Consider the following 22242-nt stretch of genomic DNA (forward strand, 5'->3'; position numbering starts at 1 on the left):
GATTTGTAATAGGGTCAAGTAAAAAAATATTTAATTGTTATGCTAAGAATTTCAAATTCTTAAGTGCCTTTTTTATTTCAAATCAGTTAAGGGAATTGCGATAAAATTCTCGTGACATGAAATTCACATCTTATTGTCTAAGCTCAAGTTTGAAAAATGATTAATCTTTAGGGGATCCAAATGAGTATCGTTATTGCTGGGGCTTCAGGTGGAATTGGTCATGCACTTTTTAAACAGTTAATTCATCAACCTACAAAGCAAGTTTATGCTATTAGTCGCCAGAAGCTTAGAGAATGTGATTTACAAGCTGACTTGTCAGACCCAGATCAAATAGAACATGTACGAGAATTTTTGGATCATATTCAGGTTTCAGAAATTTATTGTTGTGCAGGTGTGCTGCATGAAGATATTAATATGCCTGAGAAAATGTTAAGTCAAATTCGAGATGAATGGATTTATAAATCTTTGTCACAAAACGTAATGACTCATGTCCATCTTGCACAAGCCTTAGCCCCAATTCTAAATAAAAATTATGATCTAAAATGGCTCTCCTTGTCGGCTAAAGTCGGGAGTTTGGAGGATAATAGCTTAGGAGGATGGTATAGCTATAGAATGACCAAAGCCGCACTGAATATGTTCATTAAAAATTTAAGTATTGAATGGGCACGTAAATCTTCAAATATTCTCGTGGCAAGTATTCATCCAGGAACAACGGATTCAGAATTATCTAAACCATTCCAACGCAATATTTCACCAGAAAAATTATATAGTGCTGAGCAAACTGCCGATCGGTTAATTGCCGTGATGAACAACTTATCTAAACATCAGCATGGGAAATTATTAAATTGGGATGGGCAGTTGTTACCTTATTAATAAAATGCAACTAAACTTGAAAAGCAGCAACTAGCCCAGATTGATTTGTTAAACTATTTTTAAATTTTATCAAAGAGTGTGCTTGTGAGCGAAAATCAACCTTTCGACTTAGTGACAAATTACCAACCCGCGGGAGATCAACCACAGGCGATTGAAAAATTAGTCAAAGGAATTGAACAAGGTTTTCGCAATCAATTGTTGTTAGGGGTAACAGGTTCTGGAAAAACCTATACGATGGCAAATGTGATTGCTCAAACGCAACGTCCAACCATCGTTATGGCACATAATAAAACCCTGGCAGCACAGCTTTATGGAGAATTTAAAGCCTTTTTTCCAAATAATGCGGTTGAGTACTTTGTAAGTTATTACGATTATTATCAACCTGAAGCTTATGTTCCTTCTTCAGATACGTTTATTGAAAAAGACTCAGCGATCAATGATCATATCGATCAGATGCGACTTTCTGCAACTCGTGCATTATTAGAACGCAGAGATGCAATTATTGTTGCTTCAGTATCGGCGATTTATGGTTTGGGTGATCCAAATGCTTATATGCAAATGCTATTGCATATCGTGCAAGGGGATCGCGTCAGCCGAGATGACATTATTCGTCGTCTAGTTGAAATGCAATACACACGCAACGAGTTAGAGTTTTTACGCGGTACTTATAGAATCCGTGGTGAAATTATTGATATTTTTCCTGCTGAATCTGATCAAGATGCCATTCGCGTTGAACTGTTTGATGATGAGGTTGACTCGATTCGATGGTTTGATCCTTTGACAGGTAAATTGGTGCGTAAAGTTCCTCGTGTAACAATCTATCCGAAAAGTCATTATGTAACACCAAAAGATCATCTAACCCGTGCGATTGATACGATTAAAGATGAATTAAAAGATCAGCTTAAATTTTTCAAAGACAATGATAAATTGCTCGAAGCTCAACGTATTGAGCAACGTACACGCTATGATTTAGAAATGATGCAACAGCTCGGGTATACCAACGGGATTGAGAATTACTCACGTCATCTTTCAGGTCGAGGAGCAGGCGAAGCACCACCTACCTTGTTTGATTATATTCCTGAAGATGCTTTGCTGATTATTGATGAATCGCATGTAACAGTTCCTCAAATTGGGGCGATGTACAAAGGAGACCGCTCGCGCAAAGAGAACTTAGTGAATTACGGTTTCCGTTTACCGAGTGCTTTGGATAACCGTCCTATGAAATTTGAAGAGTGGGAGCGCATTGTTCCGACGACGGTATTTGTCAGTGCAACACCAGCGCAATACGAGTTGGAAAAGTCAGAACAAATTGTTGAGCAGGTGGTTCGTCCTACAGGGTTAATTGATCCTGAAATTGAAGTGCGTCCAGTGTTGACGCAAGTGGATGATGTTTTATCTGAGATTAACGTCCGTAAACAAGTCAATGAACGTGTCCTTGTGACCACACTGACCAAGCGAATGGCTGAAGATTTAACTTCATATCTAAAAGAGTATGGTGTCAAGGTAGCTTATCTGCATTCTGATATTGATACGGTTGAGCGTGTAAAGATTATTCATGAATTACGCACAGGCGTGCATGATGTACTGGTTGGGATCAACTTGTTGCGTGAAGGTTTGGATATGCCAGAAGTCTCTTTAGTCGCTATTTTAGATGCGGATAAAGAAGGGTTCTTGCGTTCAGAACGGTCATTGATTCAAACTATTGGTCGTGCGGCCCGTAATGTGAAGGGTAAAGCAATTTTATATGCTGATCGCATTACTGATTCTATGCGTAAGGCTATGGATGAGACTGAGCGTCGTCGCAATAAGCAAATCGAGTTCAATGAGCTTCACGGTATTACACCACGCAGTGCTGTGCGACAAACCATTAAAGAAATTGATACTGGCGAAGTGCTCAGTGATGATGAGATCGATGAAAAAGTGCTTGAGCAAGCTCAGTCAATCAGTGCTGATGAGCAACACTTACTCTCTGATCCAAAGTTATTTGCAAAACACATTTCTAAATTGGAAAAGGAAATGTTGAAAGCATCGAAAGAGTTACAATTTGAGCAAGCAGCTCGATTACGTGATGAGATTGTTCGAATGAAAGCGCATATGTTGCAGTCATAATTGTGGAGATAAATCCTGTTAGATGATACATATCGCAACAGTTTTTGTTTATAAATTGAGCTATGTTACTAAGCTAACTATATGACTATTTATAACAAATTTCTGTTTTGAGGATTTCCCATGCCATTTATTAAAACTTTTCCAAAAGCGAGTTGGCGACTAGCTAAAATTGCAGTGGGTGGTGTTGTTCTAACAGGTTTGGCTGCTGGCACAATCGCATATGCTCAAACAAAGCCTTTAGCAACTGTTGATAAGGTGGAGTTGGATAAGTATTTGGGAGTATGGTACGAAGTTGCACGCAAACCTATGTTCTTTGAACGTAAATGTGCTTACAACATTTCAGCGACTTATACACTCAATGAAAATGGCAATATTGTTGTCGATAATAAATGTTATGATAAAGATGGAAATTTACAGCAAAGTATAGGTGAAGCCTTTGTCGTAAATGCTCCATTTAACACAAAATTAAGTGTGAGTTTTTTACCAGAAGGTGTTCGATGGATTCCTTTAGCACGTGGCGACTACTGGATTTTGAAATTGGATGAAGAATATCAAACAGTTTTAGTTGGTGAACCGAGACGTAAATATTTATGGGTATTATCTAGAACCCCTAATCCTAAAAAAGAAACCATCTTGGAATATTTAAACTATGCAAAATCTCTAGGTTTTGATGTTAGCGATGTAATTTTTCCCGACCATCGATAAATAAGTTATACTTATTCGAAACCATGCTTGCATGGTTTTTTTATTTTTATATAGTGGATAAGTCAAGTATTTATTAAAGCGTCTAATAACGCTGAGGTTCAAAATGTTTAAAGGAATAGCCTATTCTATTTTGGCTTCAGTAACGTTCGGTGTTTTATATTTTTATACTCAGTTTTTGGGGGCGCTCGATAGTGAGCAAACCTTTGGTTGGCGTATTATTGCGACATTACCATTTTTAACTTTATTTATGTGGATGAGTGGTGATTTGGTTCATATCAAATCGATCTTTCAAAGAATATTAGCTAAGCCAAGTTTAATTCTATTATTAATAATTACTTCGATACTTACCTCAGCGCAACTTTGGTTGTTTTTATGGGGGCCTATGCATGGTCGGGGGTTACAAGTTTCTTTAGGTTATTTCCTGCTTCCTTTGGTTTTAGTGCTAGCGGGAAGTGTTCTTTATGGAGAAAAACTCTCAAAATTTCAGTGGGTCGCAGTTTTACTAGCTGTATTTGGGGTGGGGCATGAGGTTTGGCGACTGGGAAGTATTGCTTGGGAAACAACATTTGTAGCGATAGGCTATGCCGCTTATTTTATTTTAAGAAAGCAGATACATACCGATAATTTGGGTGGTTTTTGGTGGGATTTATTGTTGATACTGCCAATTGCTATTTTTCTTACACATACAGGAGCAACACCGTATGTGAAGTTTTTAGAGTTTCCAAGTTTATTTTTTGTGGTTATTGGTCTAGGTTTACTTAGTGCAATTGGTCTGGGGAGTTACATTTTAGCTAGTCGATATTTGCCATTAATTATTTTTGGTCTATTGGGCTATTTAGAGCCTGTTTTATTGGCGCTTGTGTCTTTGTTACTGGGTGAAAAAATTGGTGCGGAAGAGTGGCTGACTTATATTCCTATTTGGTTGGCAGTATTGGTGCTAATTTTAGAAGGTACTTTACATCTCTTGGAGCAGAAACGACGTCAGAATCAACTTGAGGTCAACCTCAAGCACTACCCTAAACGTATAAAACCAAGCGATGAAGTAGAATAACGAAGTAGGTGTAGTTATTTTTGTAAGCTGCGAAGATTATGAGTGAGTGAATTAATAAGAGTAATGCCTGAATAGAAATGATTTTCTAATAATCATAAAAATAATTATAGGTATTTTATGAATTTATAGTCAATTGGGACAAAATCTTAGCCCGATTAGCAGCTTTTGATTCAATATTGATGATAATTCTATTACAATTGTGGCGTTTTAAAATTCACGCCCAGTATATATAAATTAGAGGACGTAACTGTGAGCAAAGAAACTATCATTGCCTTACACGCAGAACACCAAGGTCGTTGGAAAAACCGTGAAGAAATCGCGGAACGCATGATTACCTTAATTGGTCAATTATACCGTGAGAAAAATATTGTTGTTTCTGTTTACGGTCGTTCTTTAATTAACCGTTCAGTGATCCAAATTTTAAAAACTCATCGTCGTACACGTATGTTAGACGTTGAGCTTTCAGTTGTTCACACCTTCCCAATCTTGGAAGCGTTGATGGAAGTTGAAAATATTGGTTCTGCAGAAGTTGATATCGGCAAACTTGCTGTTGAATATAAAAATCAAGGTGGTGATGTTGACGCTTTTGTTGCAAACGCTGTTTCTTCTATCCAAGGTAATTCAGAAGCTGCTGAGCCAAAAGATGTTGTGCTTTACGGTTTTGGTCGCATTGGTCGTATCTTAGCGCGTTTAATCATCAGTCAATCTGGTTTAGGTCGTGGCTTAAGTTTAAAAGCGATTGTTGTGCGTAAATCATCTGATGGTGACTTATCAAAACGTGCTTCTTTGTTACGTCGTGATTCAATTCACGGTACATTCGACGGCACAATCTCAGTTGATGAAGAAAACGAAGCAATCATTGCAAATGGTCAATTCATCAAAGTGATTTATGCATCAAGCCCAAGCGAAGTAGATTACACAGCTTACGGTATTGATAATGCTCTTCTTATCGACAACACAGGTAAATGGCGTGATGTTGATGGTTTAAGCCAACACTTACAATGCGCTGGCGTTGCTCGTGTTGTGTTGACTGCACCTGGTAAGGGTGACATGAAGAACGTTGTATTTGGTGTGAACCAAGCTGATATCTTAGATGAAGACAAAATCATCTCAGCAGCAAGCTGTACAACGAATGCAATTACACCTGTATTAAAAGTTTTAGATGACAAATACAAAGTATTAAATGGTCATGTTGAAACAGTTCACTCATTCACTAACGACCAGAACTTGATCGATAACTATCACAAGGCTGATCGTCGTGGTCGTGCAGCTACACTAAACATGGTTATTACTGAAACTGGTGCTGCTAAAGCTGTTGCTAAAGCATTACCAGCACTTAAAGGTAAATTAACTGGTAACTCAGTACGTGTACCTACACCAAACGTTTCTCTTGCGATCTTGAACTTAACGTTAGAGAAAGAAGTGGATCGTGAAGAAGTAAACGAATACATTCGTCAAATTTCGATCAACTCTAATCTACAAGGTCAAATTGGCTATACAAACTCAACTGAGGTTGTATCTAGTGACTTTATCGGTTCTCGTACTGCGGGTGTATTTGATGCGCAGGCAACAATCACTTCTGGTAACCGTTTAACTGCTTATGTTTGGTATGACAACGAAGTGGGTTATAGCTGTCAAGTTTTACGTATTGCTGAACAAATGTGTGGCGTGAGCTATGCAAAAGTTCCTGCTGAAACAAATGCATAATATTTGTTAGCAAAGCTATACAATAAAAGCCCAGTTTAGACTGGGCTTTTTAATTGACTGTACAGAATCTATGCAGATTAAAACATTAAAATAGACGAAAATAATCACAAAGGGATAGGATTAGTTAGGATTACTTCATTGTTGCAGTTTAGACGTTTATAGGCGATATTTGGTCTTATCATTGTTGCAAACCTATGTGGTGTTTATATTGCAATGTGGGTATTTAAACACTTCAACATTTATATACCTTTAAAAGATCAAGATGTTGCGATTGATTTACAAGAACCATTGCAAGTCCGCGTAAAAGTAAAAGATGCACTTAATGTAGATGTTGATGGTCGAGTCAATGCAAAAATCCCAATAGATGAGCAGCTTAATGTTCCTTTAACACAAACACTTACACCAAGAGTTTATTTTGATAATCTCGTACCAATTAGTACAACTATTCCAGTTAAGGAAACAATTCAGGTAAATCAAAATTTACCAATTGATACCAAAGTTCAAGTTAAAATATTAGGTAATGATGTCACGTTGCCATTAAAAGGCACGATTCCATTAAAACTTGCTGTGCCGATAGATATTCAAGTTCCTTTACATCAAAAAGTTCATTTGAAATTTGATGCGCCTGTACGAACAGTGCTTAAAGAAAATCTAAATATTCCTCTAAAAGCACAGCTTGATGCCAATATTCCAATTCAAGGAAAATTAAACGAACCGATTACTTCTGAGTTAAGTGCATCGGTAGATGTGAAAAATACACTTCCTGTAAAAATTGCAGACGGTGAGTTGAAAATTCCACTATCTACAATATATTTAGATCGTGTAAAAACTCAACCTGTTGATGAGCCTGCATCACCTCATGACGTTAAAATAGGTGAGTAATGGATATCACCAAATCACTTAAAAGTTTATTGATCAGTTTTGTGATTCTCACTACGTTAGTGGCGATTTTATTTTGGTTTTATCTGAATATTCAGGCATCTTTGATTGTATCGGCTGAACAAGCTGATATTCGATTGCCTGAATCTTTAGGAACTAAAATTCAAGTAGGTGAACATTTACGAGTTCGGTCTGAAGGTCAATTACAAACTACTTTAGATATTGATCGCACATTACAATTGCCGTTAAAAGGAAAATATTTAGCGGATTTGAGTTTTGAAGTTGAAACACCAATTACGGTCAACATTAATTATCAGACGATGTTGAAAGTGGATGAGCTTATGCCTATTGAAACATCCACTGATTTAATTTATCAAAATAAATTATTGCCTAAATTTCCACTCAAATTGAATGTGCCAGTTAAGTTAGACATACCATTTGAATTAAAGCGGACATATACCATTCCAGTTAAAATTGTGTTTGATGGTCCAGTTTATTTTGGATTCGATGAATCGGTTACACTTCCTGTAAAACATCAATTTAAGCCAAGCTTTTATATGAATGATGCTATCAATATGAGTAATATTTCCTCATTCAACGCAATCATGTATAACTCAGTGCAAGACACAAAAGCTAATTTAGATATGAAAATGGATTTGCCATTGAAGAATGTAAAGCCTTAAAGGTAACAAAAAACTCTTTTTTAGCGTTTGATATGCATTTGCTGATTATTCTATTCGAGAAATTTATTAAAATGTGGCAAAATAGTCCGCTTTTAAGATTTTAGAGGATTGGCACATGCGCTTTGTTGATGAAGCAGTCATAACCGTAGAGGCTGGCGACGGTGGCAATGGCGTAGCCAGTTTTCGCCGTGAAAAATTTGTCCCTTTTGGTGGCCCTGATGGGGGCGATGGGGGACGTGGCGGAAGTATATATATTCAAGCCGATGATGATACCAGCACCCTAGTTGATTATCGTTACACACGACGTTTCCGTGCTGAACGTGGTAAGAATGGTTCAGGTGCGAACTGTTCAGGTCGTGGTGGCGAAGACATTATTTTAAAAGTACCTGTTGGTACAACAATCGTAGATACCGAGTCAGGCGACATCATTGGTGATTTAGTTGCTGACGGTCAACGTGTAAAAGTGGCAAACGGTGGTGATGGTGGTTTGGGAAATACTCATTTCAAATCATCTACCAATCGTTCACCACGTAAATGTACACACGGGATCAAAGGTGAGTACCGTGAAGTTCGTTTAGAATTGAAAGTTTTAGCAGATGTAGGTTTACTCGGTATGCCGAATGCTGGTAAATCGACATTTATTCGTGCTGTAAGTGCGGCAAAACCAAAAGTTGCTGACTATCCATTTACAACGATGGTTCCGAATCTTGGTGTTGTAGATGCAGATCGTCATCGTTCATTTGTTATGGCTGATATTCCTGGATTAATCGAAGGTGCAGCTGAAGGTGCAGGGTTAGGGATTCGCTTCTTAAAGCACTTGGCACGTACACGTATTCTTCTGCATATTGTTGATGTACAACCAATTGATGGTTCAGATCCAGCTTATAATGCACGTGCAATTTTAGCTGAATTAGAAAAATTCTCTCCGACATTAGCAAAACTTCCGATTGTTCTTGTATTAAATAAACTTGATCAACTTCCTGAAGAATCGAGAGATGAGTGGTGTCAGCACATTCTAGATGAATTGCAGTGGACTGGTCCTGTATTTAAAACTTCTGGTTTGATGGCAGAAGGTACTAAAGAAGTTGTTTATTACTTAATGGATCAAATTGAGCAACAACGTGAGCGCGAAGTTGAAGATCCAGAGTACGCTGCAGAAATTAAAGCATTACGTGAACAGCTTGAAGCTGAAACGCGTGAACAAACCATCGCAGCAAAAGAAGCATATCGTGCTATGCGTAAAGCTCAGCGTGAAGCTGACTTGGACGATGATGAAGATTTTGATGATGATGAAGATGAAGGCGGCGTAGAAAGTATCTACGTTCGTGATTAGTGAACCGAGGATAAAATGATAGAAGTGGTCGATGGGCAACGTCAGCTCAATGCGTGTAAACGAATCGTTGTTAAAATCGGATCATCTCTACTCACTGCAAATGGTCAAGGTTTAGATCTGAATGCGATCTCCCACTGGGCGAAGCAAATTGCTGATCTACACAATGCCGGACACGAGATCATTCTCGTGTCTTCAGGAGCAGTTGCAGAAGGGATGGTACGCATGAAGCTTGCGAGTCGACCCACTGATCTACCCAGTCTGCAGGCTTGCGCTGCAATTGGTCAAATGGGACTGATTCATACATGGTCTAGCGTACTTGATCAGTATGGTATCCAAACTGCACAAGTACTCCTTACACATGATGATTTAGCTGACAGACGTCGCTATTTAAACTCATGTGATGCTCTACAGAATTTAATCGATTGGCGAGTCATTCCTGTAATTAATGAGAATGATACGGTATCAACTGACGAAATTCGTTTTGGTGATAATGATACTTTAGCAGCAATGGTTGCGGGGCAAGTTCAGGCTGAATTGTTGATTATTTTGACTGATCAACAAGGGATGTTTGATTCAGATCCACGCAGTAATCCTAATGCTAAATTATTCTCATCTGTTCGTGCATTAGATGACACGCTGTTTGAAATGGCAGGCGGTGGTGGCGTACTTGGTCGTGGTGGTATGGTTACCAAGGTTCGCGCAGCTCGCCTTGCTGCAAAATCTGGTTGTCCAACTTTAATTGCCAGTGGTGAAAGTGAAAATGTACTTGCTCGTTTGATGGCGGGTGAAATGTTGGGCACTTTATTTACGACTGATAATGACCGTGTCACAGCACATCAGCAATGGTTGGCTGCGCATTTGCAAACAGCGGGTCGTTTAGTTATAGATGACGGTGCAGTTGAAGCGATCAAACTTAAACATCGTAGTTTATTACCTGTAGGTGTCAAGGCGATAGAAGGGCATTTTGATCGCGGTGATGTTGTTGAATGTGTAGATAAGAGCGGCGCTAGAATTGCCGTTGGTCGTGTGAATTTTAGTTCGCGCTCAGCTGAAATGGTTAAGGGACTGTCTTCCGAAAAAGTCTACCAAGTACTTGGTGAAGCGCGTTCACTAGAAATGATCCATCGTGATCACATGGCGATTTATTAATTCACTCTGTGTAAAAAAGCTCGCTTCAAGCGGGCTTTTTTTATATTTTTTTAACATTCTTCCACATGTCATGATCTTGAGAATCATCGACTTTTGGTAATGGCTTATCTTCGCCAACCATATAGGTAAAATCAGCAATAGATAGCATTTCTAAGTCTTCTTCACTGTTACCATACGCATAAATATGTTGATAATTAGAGAGATTATATTGATCCAATATACGTCGTTTCTTCTGCTCTCGACTACAATCTTCTGACTGATAAAAACCAGTTAAATGACCATTTTGTATTTCAGTTACTGTGCAAATAAGTTCGATATTTAAAAATTTACAAACATATTTAAGGTATAAATCAATTGAAGCAGAAACCAGCACAATATGATCGCCACGTTGTTGATGTTTATGCAATTGTTTCATTAAATTTGAATCAAGTTTTTTAATTATTTTTTTTGCATAATCTTGTGATAGTTGATCTACAAAATCGACAGGAATATCTTTGAACATGCTTTGATAAAGTTTTGGTCTCATTGCATGTGCTGGATATAAATTTAAATAATAGGCTTGAATCCATGGCAGAATTTTCAAGCCATTTTTTACAATATGTCGTTTTGAAAGGGTGTAAAAGATAAACCCAGTAAAACTATCTTTGGGATATAAAGTCCCGTCAAAATCAAAGAGTGCAAGATTTATAGTTTGATTCTTTTTGCTTTTTGCATGCATTGCTCATAACGCCCGTTAACACGACTTGCAAACCAATTTGTATTGTAATCACGACTCAATTTAGGCCCTGAAATGACCACTTGAGGCATGACAGCATACATTGGTTCTTTGTTGGTTTTCTTTTGATAAAGTTTTTGAACAGCTAAGTAAGTTTGAGTATCTTCAAATTTTTTCTCTTTTTCTTTTTTCAGATCGGCACGAATTTGTCGTGGAGTTACCAATATATTGTTTTGAGCAAAAACAGCAATTAATTCTTTTTCAGTTTGGCTTTGTGTAGATTTTACATCACCGTCTTTATTGTATAGGAGTAAGTCACCATCTAAACTAATTTCAGCTTCTGTTAATGCACCTAGCATTTTTTGGAAGGCAGCATTACGGCTCGAATACATTCCAGAGTTATAATCTGCAAATCGATAAATTGCTTCATCATAATCAGCAGGGTATTCCATTAAACGATGAATACCGTAGTATAGACCGCCATACTGAGTGTAAAGATCATTGCGTAACTCGGCTATGCCTCCTGCTTTACGTTTATGCTCTTTTGCATAATTGATATGTACTTGCATTGAGCCTAATGTGGTGATTGGATTTAACTTCTCACCAATGTCTTGCCCAACCAGTTTGGCTGCGCCTGTTAATGCACTCACATGATAATGTTGAGCCATGTAATCGAAAATTTCTCGATAGAGTAAGTCTAATTCGCGTTCAGTTTGTACTTTACGCATCTGGCTCATATAGTTGTTTTCTGGTGAAGGTTGGTTTTTGAGTACATCTTCAAAATAACCAGCGACTGTGCCACCAATTTTTTCGCCAAGTTTTGCTTCGAACTTTTCTTTTAGTCTTGAGTTAATTTCCTCAACCGCTTTTGCACCTAATCCAGGTACTGTAGGGTCAGCAACAAAGTTCGATTCTTGATCGACTACAGCGACAATACTACATACATTTTGCTTAGTTTTAGGAATGCTTAGCTCTTGCATAATATCGAAAATATCTTGAGACCAAGATTCACGATCATTTACACGTGCAGGAATGACCTTTCTGATTTGATCAGCCTCCATCTCAGGATCTTTGTCACTTGACCACCAAGCATTATCACCACAAGCGGCTAAGCTTATGCATGCAGTTAAGATGCTAATAGTCTTGAAAAAGGGACGAGTCGAAGTCGATTTATTCATAATCAGTGCAACACCGCATAAAAAGATGAGCTGAATGGGCGAATGAAGTATACTATGTTGATCAGAATTTGTAAGAAAATATATGTATATTGGTCCATATCAACTGTCAAATAATTTGATTGTCGCACCTATGGCGGGTGTAACCGATAGACCGTTCAGAACCTTATGTAAATACTTTGGTGCAGGTCATGCGGTTAGTGAAATGATGACCGCTGATAAAACGCTTCGCATGAGCAAAAAAAGTTTGTACAGAGCTAATTTTGACGGTGAACTTGCTCCAATTTCAGCACAAATAGCTGGCTCTGATCCAGAGCAACTTGCTGAAGCTGCACGATATCAGGTTGCGAATGGCGCGCAAATCGTTGACATTAATATGGGATGTCCTGCGAAAAAAGTATGTAATAAACTCGCGGGTTCGGCATTACTCCAAGATGAAGATCTCGTGGCAAGGATTTTAGATGCTGTCGTTGCAGCAGTGGATGTACCTGTAACTTTAAAAACACGCCTTGGCTTTTTAAATGGTGAGGAAAATATTCTTCGTGTCGCGAAGCGTGCCGAGGATGCTGGTGTGGCAGCTTTAGCCTTGCATGGTCGTACACGTGAAGATATGTATTTAAATACTGCTCGCTATGAATTAATTCGTGAAGTTAAAAAAAACATAAATATTCCCTTGATTGCGAATGGTGATATCGATAGTCCTGAAAAGGCAAAATATGTCTTAGATTATACTGGTGCTGATGCTGTTATGATCGGGCGTGCTGCTCAGGGACGACCATGGATTTTTAGAGAAATTGCGCATTATCTTGAGACAGGGGAGCACTTGGCGGCACCAGAAATTGTAGAAGTGAAACAAGTTTTAATGGGGCATTTAGCTGAGCTGTATCAATTTTATGGTGAATACTCAGGATGCCGTATAGCCCGTAAACATATTGCTTGGTATACGAAAGGTTTACGCTCTAGCAACGAATTTCGTCAAAACATGTATAAAGTTGAAAATACAGCTGATCAAGCCAAAGTGGTTGAGTCTTATTTTGACCAATTATTAGATCAAGGTCGACGCATGAGTGATGTACAGGTTGAGCAAGTAAATTTATTGGAAATAAAATAGAAATTTTTACTGTTTTTCTTTAAAAAAATGCCTGTAATTCATATTACAGGCATTTTATTTTATTCTAGATGCGCAGTGATTTTCTTCAAAATCTGAAAAATTACATCGAACTCGCTTTGTAGTGGAGTACTTTTGCGAGTCACTAAAGCGAGTGTGCGGCTTGGGGCATCACCGATCGATTTGACAGCAATCTCTTCATTAAAGTGAATCATACTGTTCTTCAAAGCAATCTCAGGTAATAAAGTAAAACCTAAATCAGAAGACACCATTTCAACAAGCGTTGGTAGTGAACTCGCTTTTAAACGGTGATCATTTTTACGTTCACCGACTGGGCAAGCACTCAGTGTATGATCACGTAAACAATGTCCTTCTTCTAAAAGCATGAGACGTGTTAAATCTAAATCATCTAATGAAGTTGCTTCAGCCGCATTCTTATCTTTTTTATTGTAAACAACAAATAAGTTTTCTTTAGCGATTTCAGCAACTTTTAAACCACGAGTATCGAATGGCAAAGCAAGAACGATCATATCTAAATTGCCGTGTTCTAATTTTTCGACAATTTTCTCACTTTGTGCTTCATGTAGATGAAGTTGTATTTTAGGAAGTTGACGATGAACTTCATCTAAAAGTTGTGTCAAGATAAAAGGTGCGATTGTAGGAATAATTCCAAGATGCAAATCACCTGTTAATGGTTCGCTCATTTCTCGGCTTAGGCGCATCAAATCTTGTGCATCAGCTAGTAATACACGCGCACGGGCAACAACCTGTTCACCTAGAGGAGTCAAACGGACGTTTTGACGATCACGCTCAACTAAGACGCCACCTAAAAGACGCTCCAATTCCATAATGCCACCCGATAATGTTGATTGGGTAACAAATGATCGACGAGCTGCTTCAGTAAAATGTAAAGTTTCTGACAACGTAACTAAATATGATAGCTGTCTTAATGAGGGTAATGCAGCCATAGTGTCCTAGTGTGATGATTTAAAGTGATGTGCAAACAAACCACTAAGTTGAGGAATGAAATGTGCAGGAATATCATGCCCCATTCCATGAATTAATTCAAACTTAGCACCAGAAATCGCTTTTGCAACCGCTTTCCCATGACTTGGCGGTAATAAGCGATCTTTTGAACCGTGTACCACTAATGTTGGTTGATTAATAGTCTTATTGAGTGGCAGCAATGAGCCTGTACATAATATTGCTAAAAATTGTTGAAGTACACCCGCTGGGTAGAAACTACGACGATATAGTTTACGAATAGTCTGAATTGCTTCTACTTGGTTAACGTATCCAGGAGAGCCGATAATATGAAATACTTTTAAACTATGATTGACGATCGCATCTTCATCATGAGCTTCAGGTTTTCCAATTAAGCTAAAGAGCTGTTTCGGAAAAGGTGGTGGTAAAAACGGCTGATTATTACTTGTAAATAAAAGACCGATTTTCTCAACTTTTTCTGGATATTTAGCTGCTACGATTTGTGAAATCATGCCACCCATAGAGGCACCGATAATATAGGTTTTTTCTAAACCTAGCTGATCTATTAGCATAGCTACATCGTCAGCCATATCATAAAGCGTGTAGGGTGCACCTTCATTGGTTAATCCGACCATGAATCGACTCATGAGTTTCATGGTATTCAGCCGTTGTCCTTTATGACGAACTTTTGAAGATAAACCAATATCGCGATTATCGAATCGAATAACACGAAATCCTTGATCAATTAGGGATTTGCAAAAAAAATCTGGCCAAAACAGCATTTGCGCGCCTAAACCCATCACCAACAAAATTGTTGGATGCTCAGGATTTCCCCCAACTTCAACATGTAACTCAATGCCATTACCCAAAGTAACTTTGGTTTCTTGCATAAATGGAGCATAAGGAGAGACATTAAATTGAAGTGCGCTGTTCATGGTATTCATTCCAAGTTGAATTGTTTTTATCTACTTTCGGGAGAGAGTTTATTGGAACCCATTTCTCAATAAACTCTGTTATTTAAACCTTAAGCTTGAGCAGGAATCAAGTCCGGTACGAGTTTAGTTAAAGTTAAACGCTGTTTACCAGCAGTTGCACCTAATAAAACAAAACCTCTTAATGTCCCTTTAGCATCAGTTGCTTTAGCAAGCATACCATCATCAAACTCTTCAGTTTCCCAATTCACTTCAACATCAATTGGTGCAGGTAAAACAGTAAGAGGTGCAGCTGGTGTTTTTACCGCAACTGGCATAGCAGGGTAATGAACATTTGTGCTTTGACCACTTAAAGTTTTTGCTAAAGCACGTGCTTGTTGCATGATAGGCATGACGTATGGAAGCAAAGTTCCATTTACTTCAGCACAGTCACCCACTGCATAGATATCAGCTTGATTGGTCTCTAGTAGTGTATTTGTGATAATACCTCGACTAGTTTGAATATCGGCAGCTTTGGCTAAAGCAGTGTTTGGTTGTAAACCGATAGCAGAAAGAACAATATCTGCAACCAAAGTTTGTCCATTCGCCAAAGTCACAGCGTAGTCTTCACCATCATTAATTTTGGTAACTTTCTCAACAGTAGTTGAAAGTGCAAATTTAATCCCAGCTTCTTCTAAGTTGGTTTTAAATGCTTCAGCAACATGAGTTGGTAATAAGCGTCCAAGTGGTTGAGGTGCTAAATCAATGACGGTAATGTCATAGTTGCTATGTAATAAGTCATTCGCAAATTCACAGCCAATCAATCCAGCTCCGAGAATCACAACGCGTTTGTCTTTGCGTTTTGCTAGATTTTCACGGAATACACTATAGTCAACCAATGAGTTGACCACGTGAATATCTTCACTACCATCGCCTGCAATTGCTAAACGAATCGGATTTGCACCCACTGCAAGAACTAATTTTGAATAGGCTTGTTTGAAAATCTCACCATTTTTTTCTAACGTGATTTCATGGTTTTCAGGATGAATTTCTTTTACCAAAGTTGCCGCTTCAATACGCATATTAAGTTGGGCTGCCATTTTAGCAGCATCACCTAGAGCAATTTGTTCAGGTGCTTTATTACCTGCAAAAGCATTGGATAATGTTGGTTTAGCATAGTTTACCGCATCATCCGCGCAGATCATCATGAGTTCTTGTTCAGGACTCAGTTTACGGAATTCTCGTGCAACAGTATAACCAGCCATGCCTGATCCGATGATGACGATAGGATGCATTACATTCTCCAATTTTTTTAATATAAAAATAAAACATAAGAAAAAAAGACCATGATGATCATGGTCTTTTAGTTCTATTTAGATTTCAACCATTTCAAAATCAGCTTTTGAAACGCCGCAATCTGGGCAAGTCCAATCATCTGGGATGTCTTCCCATTTTGTCCCTGCTGCAATGCCGTCTTGTGGCCAGCCTTCTGCTTCGTCATAAATCCAACCACAAACGATACATTGATATTTTTTCATGTGACTCTCCAAACTGATAGGTATGCTCAAATTGCCTTTCAGTAAAACTATTCCATAATGTCGTTACGATCGCTGCAATACAACTAACTTGTGTTGATCTGGAGTTAGATTTTTACGCAGAACGACATTTAAGTAAAGTAAATGCAAGAGTTTAATCATTTATATAAAAAGTGGTATGGCAATTTGGGCCGAAAGTCTTGTTATTTGAGCAATTACTCTAATTAATTTTATATCGAGGACTTTATTATTTGCTGAAAAATAATGAAACGTATAAGTTTGGTTTGAATAAAAAACATACATTTGAAAATAAGTTATGATGAATTATCACAATAATAAGGACGTTATATTTATGAAAACGCTAAGTTACAACATTAGAATTTATGCGACTCCTGAAAGAGTCTGGGACATATTATGGGGAAATGAAACCTATAATGTTTGGACAAAATTCTTTTCTTGTGATTCCCAAATGAAGTCTGATTGGAAAGTAGGTGGTAAAACCTATTTTACTGATGGTGATGGAAATGGGATGGTATCGACAATAGAACGAATAGATGAGCCGAATGAAATTGTTTTCAAGCACCTCGGAATGATTAAAGATGGTCAAGAGGATTTTGATAGTGAGGATGTGAAAGCTTGGGCTGGCTCTTTGGAAAAATATTTGTTGGTTGATTACAATGGAGAAACGCAACTTCATGTAGAAGTCGATATTCAACCTGAATACGAAGAGATGATGAATAATGGCTTTGATCAAGGATTGGCGATGGTTAAACATTTAGCAGAAAAATGAGTCTAATTCGGCTTGGGTTTTTGTTCTAAATTTGCAAAGTATCAGTTTGAAAATTTTATAAAATCTTCATTTTTTTGAATTGTCTGGTTGAAACAATACGAAAATGGGTTGTGATCTGCTATTCTATGTCACTTCATTTTTTACTTAATCGAGGCAGAGATGACGCAACAAAACGCTCAATCGACTTCTGAACAGACACTTTCCGAAAACGATTTAATCGCACAGCGTCATGCCAAATTAAAGCAAATCCAAGATACTGCCAAACAAACTGGCAAAAGCCCTTGGCCAAACACATTTAAACGTGAGCACTATGCTGCTGATTTGCAAGAGCAATTTAAAGATTTAGATAAAGCGCAAATTGAAGGCGGTGAAAAGGTTTATGTAAAAGTTGCTGGTCGTGTCATGCTCAACCGCGGATCATTTATGGTGATTCAGGATATGACTGGTCGTATCCAACTTTATGTTGATCGTAAAGGTTTAGCTGCTGATATTTTAGAAACAATAAAAAGTTTAGACCTTGGCGATATTATTGCTGCAGAAGGTTATATTGGTCGTTCAGGTAAGGGTGACTTATATGTGCATCTTGAAGGTTTTGAATTACTAACCAAATCATTACGCCCATTACCAGATAAATTCCACGGTTTAACTGACACCGAGGCAAAATACCGTAAACGTTATTTAGATCTTATTGTCAACGAAGAAACAAGAAAAACATTTGAAATTCGTGCCAAAGTTGTTGCAGGTATTCGTGCATTTTTAACCAATGAACGTTTCATGGAAGTTGAAACGCCAATGATGCATGTTATTCCTGGTGGCGCATCTGCAAAACCATTTGTAACACACCACAACGCTTTAGATATGGAGCTTTATTTACGTATTGCGCCTGAGCTTTACTTAAAACGTTTAGTGGTAGGTGGTTTTGAACGTGTATTTGAAATCAACCGTAATTTCCGTAATGAAGGTGTTTCAACTCGTCACAACCCCGAATTTACGATGATTGAGTTCTACCAAGCATATGCTGATTATAAAGATCTGATGGCATTGACTGAGAATATGCTTGAGAAACTTGCAATCGATATCTTGGGTACAACAGATGTACCTTATGGTGAAGAGGTATATAGCTTTAAAGGTCCATTCAAGAAAATCTCAATGTTTGATGCGATTCTTGAACACAATCCAGATTTCACACCTGAAAATGTAAATGACCGTGATTTCTTGGCTAAGTTTACTCAAGAAGTATTAAAAGAGCAGGTTAAGCCAGGCTTTGGTTTAGGTAAGTTACAAACCATCGTGTTTGAAGAAACAGTTGAAACTAAGCTGCGTCAGCCAACATTTATCACCGAATATCCTGCTGAAACCTCTCCACTTGCACGTCGTAATGATGATAATCCACATATTACTGATCGTTTCGAGTTTTTCATCGGTGGACGTGAGTTAGCAAATGGTTTCTCGGAATTAAATGATCCAATCGATCAAGCAGAGCGTTTCCAAGCCCAAGTTGCTGAGAAAGATGCTGGTGATGATGAGGCAATGCATTACGATGCGGACTTTATTGAAGCACTAGAATACGGTTTACCGCCAACAGCAGGTGAAGGTATTGGTATTGATCGTCTCGTTATGTTGTTTGCGAATGCCCCAAGTATTCGTGATGTACTTTTATTCCCGCATATGCGTCGTAAAGATTAAACATTTGACTGATTAATAAAAGAAGCCACTCTTAAGAGTGGCTTCTTTGTTTTCTGCGTTAAGAAATGTAATTGTTTGGTTAGAGGATTGAAATGTGTCTCTAAAAAAACGATGATGTGCTCATAAATAAACTTGAGAACAGTTTGGACATGTTTCTAAAAAAATCGCTTTCTATCGCATTATTTGCCTCGTTTTCATCCACTATTTTTGCGCAAGGCTTAGTGCTCAACGATGAAAATTTACGTACTGATCTAAATTGGTTAAACCAGCAAGGTGTCATTCAAATCAGTACATCTACATGGCCGTTAAGTGGTGATGAAATTCAAAGAGCGTTGTCACAAGCGAAAGTGACTAATAATACACAGCAAAAAGTTGTGAACTCTGTGATAAACACTTTGCAGGCAGACAATGCAACTGTAAAAGTGGGTTTGCATGCTGGTACAGATTTAAAGACAGTTCCTCAAGCATTTGGTGATAACCAAAAATCTCAATATCAAATCGCAGCTGAGTTGAATGCTGGTGGTGACAATTGGGATGCTAAACTTCGTGTCAACGGTGAAAAAGATCCATTAATTGATAATGGAAATGATGCAAATGTAGAGGGCTCTTATATAGCTGGTAAGCTTTGGAATCAATGGGTTATTGCAGGTCAAATTCCAACTTATTGGGGACCAGGGCATGATGGTAGCTTAATTCGTGGCGATGCAAGTCGTCCTGTATATGGTGTGACTGTACAACGTGCAGTTCAAGATGCTTTTGAAACAAAATGGTTGTCTTGGATTGGACCTTGGCAATATCAGGCTTTTGCAGGTCAATTAGATGACTATAAAGCTATACCAGACGCAAAACTGATTGGATTACGTTTAACTGCTCGTCCTTTTCCTGCTTTAGAGCTAGGAGCTTCAAGAGCGATTCAATGGGGTGGAGAAGGACGACCAGAGAGTCTAAGCTCATTATGGGATGCTTGGACAGGTAGTAAAGACAATGGAGGAACTGGCGAGGCTGATCCTTCTAACCAAATTGCAGGATTCGATGGTCGATTATTTTTGCAACCTCTATTTAATGTGCCTGTAAGTTTATATACACAGTTTGTTGGTGAAGATGAAGCAGGTCGACTACCAGCAAAATATATGTACTTAGGCGGTGCAGATTTCTCTTCTAGCTATAAAAATATGCCATATCAACTTTATGCTGAATGGGCTGACACACGTACAAATGGTAAAGCACAAGGTATTTCCTATAGTCATACTATCTACACGGATGGCTACTATCAACATGGTTTCCCATTAGGCCATGCAATGGGGGGAGATGGTCAGATGTATTCTGTTGGTGGAAATGTTCGTTTTGATGTAATGAATCGTTTAAGTGGTCGTGTTATTTATGCAAAAGTAAGTCAAACTCAACGTGTGCAAGATAACAATGCAGCTTTTCCAGAAGCTGACACTGTGAAAGGTTTAGACTTGACTTGGACACACTATTTAAAGCCAACAATCCCTCTTAAAATTAATGGTTGGGTAAGTGATTCAGATTTAAATGGCAATGATGGTGGCGTTTCTGTAGGTGTTGAAATTCCATTAGAACGTAACATGTTCCGTTTCTAATTTTAAACATCATAATCCCAAGAAAAGAAGCTGAAACTGGCTTCTTTTCTTACTTTAGAATAAAAATAAATGATTTCACTTTTATAATGAAGTTATATATTCATATCATAATTTTGCATATTGATATGAAAAAACAAGCTAAAGAACTCTCTCTAAATTATTATAATGAATAAACCTTACTAGATCATTAATTAAGTTCTGGTAATAACATCGATATCACGAAAAATTGGAGTTGTTATGATACTCGTTCCTCCACACGGTCTTCCAAGTGGTGGTGTAAGACCGCTTATAGATTTTATGGGTAGCATGAATAAAGGAGGAAGTGTACATGACTGAGAATAGATTAACTCACCTCAAACAGCTTGAGGCTGAAAGTATTCACATCATCCGTGAAGTTGCTGCTGAGTTTGAAAACCCTGTGATGCTTTACTCGATTGGTAAAGATTCGGCGGTTATGCTTCATCTAGCATTAAAAGCTTTCTATCCAGCAAAACTCCCATTCCCATTACTACATGTAGATACGGGCTGGAAATTTAAGGACATGATTGCTTTTCGCGATAACATGGCGAAAACACATGGCTTTGATTTGATTGTTCATCAGAACAAAGAAGGACGTGATGCTGGGATTAACCCATTTGATCACGGTAGTTCAAAATATACGGATATCATGAAAACTCAGGGCTTAAAACAAGCCTTGGATAAATACCAATTTGATGCTGCCTTTGGTGGTGCACGTCGTGACGAAGAGAAATCACGTGCGAAAGAACGTGTTTATTCATTCCGTGATACGAAACACCGTTGGGATCCTAAAAACCAACGTCCAGAACTTTGGAATCTTTACAATGGTAAAGTAAACAAAGGGGAAAGCATTCGTGTATTCCCATTATCTAACTGGACTGAGTTAGATATTTGGCAATATATCTATCTGGAAAATATTCAAATCGTTCCTCTTTATTTTTCTGCTGTACGTCCAGTGGTAGAGCGCAGTGGTACGTTGATCATGGTAGATGATGAGCGTATGCGTTTAAAAGAGGGTGAAGTTCCACAAATGAAATCAGTGCGTTTTCGTACATTAGGCTGTTATCCATTAACAGGTGCAGTCGAATCGGAAGCAGATACCTTGCCTGAAATTATTCAGGAAATGCTTTTGGCCACTAGTTCAGAACGCCAAGGTCGAATGATTGACCATGATGAAGCTGGCTCGATGGAAAAGAAAAAGCAGGAAGGTTACTTCTAATTTCCTAAAGT

Annotated in this window: 20 protein-coding genes; 14 read left to right on the forward strand and 6 right to left on the reverse strand. The window is 38.2% G+C overall.

Going from position 1 to position 22242, the window contains the following annotated elements:
* The first annotated feature begins 180 nt into the window (after positions 1–180).
* From Q9Q86_RS02885 to proB, 9 genes are all read left to right on the forward strand, one after another.
* On the forward strand, positions 181–873 hold the full coding sequence (locus Q9Q86_RS02885) for an SDR family NAD(P)-dependent oxidoreductase (protein ID WP_112986812.1): 693 nt from the start codon (positions 181–183) through the stop codon (positions 871–873).
* 84 nt (positions 874–957) lie between these two features.
* Positions 958–2982, forward strand: a complete 2025-nt coding sequence (uvrB, locus tag Q9Q86_RS02890; protein WP_112986813.1) for an excinuclease ABC subunit UvrB — start codon at positions 958–960, stop codon at positions 2980–2982.
* Between the two features lie 120 nt (positions 2983–3102).
* The gene (locus Q9Q86_RS02895; RefSeq protein WP_112986814.1) at positions 3103–3687 is read left to right on the forward strand and encodes a lipocalin family protein; all 585 of its coding nucleotides are present in this window, start codon (positions 3103–3105) and stop codon (positions 3685–3687) included.
* Positions 3688–3790: 103 nt separating this feature from the next.
* Positions 3791–4738, forward strand: a complete 948-nt coding sequence (gene rarD / locus Q9Q86_RS02900; RefSeq protein ID WP_112986815.1) for an EamA family transporter RarD — start codon at positions 3791–3793, stop codon at positions 4736–4738.
* Positions 4739–4987: 249 nt separating this feature from the next.
* Positions 4988–6445 carry a glyceraldehyde-3-phosphate dehydrogenase gene (locus tag Q9Q86_RS02905; protein WP_112986816.1) on the forward strand — a complete coding sequence of 486 codons (1458 nt, stop codon included), beginning with the start codon at positions 4988–4990 and terminating at the stop codon, positions 6443–6445.
* 165 nt (positions 6446–6610) lie between these two features.
* Positions 6611–7327, forward strand: coding sequence for an MFS transporter (locus Q9Q86_RS02910; RefSeq protein WP_227540261.1), 717 nt, complete (start codon positions 6611–6613; stop codon positions 7325–7327).
* Positions 7327–8007: a hypothetical protein gene (locus tag Q9Q86_RS02915; protein WP_112986817.1), complete on the forward strand. Its 681-nt coding sequence runs from the start codon at positions 7327–7329 to the stop codon at positions 8005–8007. Before Q9Q86_RS02910 ends, Q9Q86_RS02915 begins: the two co-directional genes overlap by 1 nt.
* A 115-nt stretch (positions 8008–8122) precedes the next feature.
* Positions 8123–9340, forward strand: coding sequence for an Obg family GTPase CgtA (gene cgtA, locus Q9Q86_RS02920; protein WP_004913416.1), 1218 nt, complete (start codon positions 8123–8125; stop codon positions 9338–9340).
* 15 nt (positions 9341–9355) lie between these two features.
* Positions 9356–10489 (forward strand): glutamate 5-kinase, encoded by a 1134-nt coding sequence (proB, locus tag Q9Q86_RS02925; RefSeq protein ID WP_112986818.1) that lies wholly within the window; start codon positions 9356–9358, stop codon positions 10487–10489.
* Between the two features lie 40 nt (positions 10490–10529).
* Here the strand turns inward: proB and Q9Q86_RS02930 are convergent, their stop codons facing one another.
* Both Q9Q86_RS02930 and Q9Q86_RS02935 read right to left on the reverse strand, forming a co-directional pair.
* Complete coding sequence (locus Q9Q86_RS02930; protein ID WP_112986819.1) at positions 10530–11207, reverse strand: HAD family hydrolase; 678 nt, start codon at positions 11205–11207, stop codon at positions 10530–10532.
* A complete protein-coding gene (locus Q9Q86_RS02935; protein WP_039046844.1) occupies positions 11174–12382 on the reverse strand; it encodes a DUF1615 domain-containing protein in 1209 nt (402 codons plus the stop codon). The genes Q9Q86_RS02930 and Q9Q86_RS02935 overlap by 34 nt, the downstream gene beginning before the upstream one ends.
* A gap of 82 nt (positions 12383–12464) precedes the next feature.
* On the opposite strand from Q9Q86_RS02935, the gene dusB reads away from it, so the two are divergent.
* On the forward strand, positions 12465–13490 hold the full coding sequence (dusB, locus tag Q9Q86_RS02940) for a tRNA dihydrouridine synthase DusB (protein WP_112986820.1): 1026 nt from the start codon (positions 12465–12467) through the stop codon (positions 13488–13490).
* 59 nt (positions 13491–13549) lie between these two features.
* Here dusB and oxyR read toward each other — a convergent pair whose 3' ends face one another.
* The 4 genes from oxyR to rubA all read right to left on the reverse strand — a co-directional run bounded on the left by oxyR (position 13550) and on the right by rubA (position 16920).
* Positions 13550–14455, reverse strand: a complete 906-nt coding sequence (gene oxyR / locus Q9Q86_RS02945; protein ID WP_004953118.1) for a LysR family transcriptional regulator OxyR — start codon at positions 14453–14455, stop codon at positions 13550–13552.
* Positions 14456–14461: 6 nt separating this feature from the next.
* Positions 14462–15406 (reverse strand): esterase EstB, encoded by a 945-nt coding sequence (estB, locus tag Q9Q86_RS02950; protein ID WP_004913400.1) that lies wholly within the window; start codon positions 15404–15406, stop codon positions 14462–14464.
* A gap of 89 nt (positions 15407–15495) precedes the next feature.
* Complete coding sequence (rubB, locus tag Q9Q86_RS02955; protein WP_112986821.1) at positions 15496–16677, reverse strand: rubredoxin reductase RubB; 1182 nt, start codon at positions 16675–16677, stop codon at positions 15496–15498.
* A 78-nt stretch (positions 16678–16755) separates the two neighbouring features.
* A complete protein-coding gene (rubA, locus tag Q9Q86_RS02960; protein WP_004678010.1) occupies positions 16756–16920 on the reverse strand; it encodes a rubredoxin RubA in 165 nt (54 codons plus the stop codon).
* Between the two features lie 349 nt (positions 16921–17269).
* Between rubA and Q9Q86_RS02965 the strand changes: the two genes are divergently transcribed.
* From Q9Q86_RS02965 to cysD, 4 genes are all read left to right on the forward strand, one after another.
* Positions 17270–17707, forward strand: a complete 438-nt coding sequence (locus tag Q9Q86_RS02965) for an SRPBCC domain-containing protein (protein WP_004913396.1) — start codon at positions 17270–17272, stop codon at positions 17705–17707.
* Positions 17708–17866: 159 nt separating this feature from the next.
* Positions 17867–19393 (forward strand): lysine--tRNA ligase, encoded by a 1527-nt coding sequence (gene lysS, locus Q9Q86_RS02970; protein WP_004953121.1) that lies wholly within the window; start codon positions 17867–17869, stop codon positions 19391–19393.
* A 149-nt stretch (positions 19394–19542) separates the two neighbouring features.
* Entirely contained in the window at positions 19543–20994 is a 1452-nt protein-coding gene (locus Q9Q86_RS02975; protein ID WP_112986822.1) for a capsule assembly Wzi family protein, read from the forward strand.
* A gap of 328 nt (positions 20995–21322) precedes the next feature.
* Positions 21323–22231, forward strand: coding sequence for a sulfate adenylyltransferase subunit CysD (gene cysD, locus Q9Q86_RS02980; protein ID WP_004913386.1), 909 nt, complete (start codon positions 21323–21325; stop codon positions 22229–22231).
* Positions 22232–22242 lie beyond the last annotated feature (11 nt).

It is taken from the genome of Acinetobacter sp. A22, assembly GCF_030913345.1.
GTDB lineage: Bacteria > Pseudomonadota > Gammaproteobacteria > Pseudomonadales > Moraxellaceae > Acinetobacter > Acinetobacter junii.

What these genes read in the sequence shown, in the direction of transcription:
- cgtA (WP_004913416.1), top strand. Translation starts at nt 8,123, where the DNA reads ATGCGCTTTGTTGATGAAGCAGTCATAACCGTAGAGGCTGGCGACGGT.
- Q9Q86_RS02915 (WP_112986817.1), top strand. Translation starts at nt 7,327, where the DNA reads ATGGATATCACCAAATCACTTAAAAGTTTATTGATCAGTTTTGTGATT.
- cysD (WP_004913386.1), top strand. Translation starts at nt 21,323, where the DNA reads ATGACTGAGAATAGATTAACTCACCTCAAACAGCTTGAGGCTGAAAGT.
- rarD (WP_112986815.1), top strand. Translation starts at nt 3,791, where the DNA reads ATGTTTAAAGGAATAGCCTATTCTATTTTGGCTTCAGTAACGTTCGGT.
- Q9Q86_RS02895 (WP_112986814.1), top strand. Translation starts at nt 3,103, where the DNA reads ATGCCATTTATTAAAACTTTTCCAAAAGCGAGTTGGCGACTAGCTAAA.
- dusB (WP_112986820.1), top strand. Translation starts at nt 12,465, where the DNA reads ATGTATATTGGTCCATATCAACTGTCAAATAATTTGATTGTCGCACCT.
- Q9Q86_RS02965 (WP_004913396.1), top strand. Translation starts at nt 17,270, where the DNA reads ATGAAAACGCTAAGTTACAACATTAGAATTTATGCGACTCCTGAAAGA.
- lysS (WP_004953121.1), top strand. Translation starts at nt 17,867, where the DNA reads ATGACGCAACAAAACGCTCAATCGACTTCTGAACAGACACTTTCCGAA.
- rubB (WP_112986821.1), bottom strand. Translation starts at nt 16,677, where the DNA reads ATGCATCCTATCGTCATCATCGGATCAGGCATGGCTGGTTATACTGTT.
- Q9Q86_RS02975 (WP_112986822.1), top strand. Translation starts at nt 19,543, where the DNA reads ATGTTTCTAAAAAAATCGCTTTCTATCGCATTATTTGCCTCGTTTTCA.
- Q9Q86_RS02930 (WP_112986819.1), bottom strand. Translation starts at nt 11,207, where the DNA reads ATGCATGCAAAAAGCAAAAAGAATCAAACTATAAATCTTGCACTCTTT.
- Q9Q86_RS02935 (WP_039046844.1), bottom strand. Translation starts at nt 12,382, where the DNA reads ATGAATAAATCGACTTCGACTCGTCCCTTTTTCAAGACTATTAGCATC.
- Q9Q86_RS02885 (WP_112986812.1), top strand. Translation starts at nt 181, where the DNA reads ATGAGTATCGTTATTGCTGGGGCTTCAGGTGGAATTGGTCATGCACTT.
- oxyR (WP_004953118.1), bottom strand. Translation starts at nt 14,455, where the DNA reads ATGGCTGCATTACCCTCATTAAGACAGCTATCATATTTAGTTACGTTG.
- estB (WP_004913400.1), bottom strand. Translation starts at nt 15,406, where the DNA reads ATGAACAGCGCACTTCAATTTAATGTCTCTCCTTATGCTCCATTTATG.
- proB (WP_112986818.1), top strand. Translation starts at nt 9,356, where the DNA reads ATGATAGAAGTGGTCGATGGGCAACGTCAGCTCAATGCGTGTAAACGA.
- rubA (WP_004678010.1), bottom strand. Translation starts at nt 16,920, where the DNA reads ATGAAAAAATATCAATGTATCGTTTGTGGTTGGATTTATGACGAAGCA.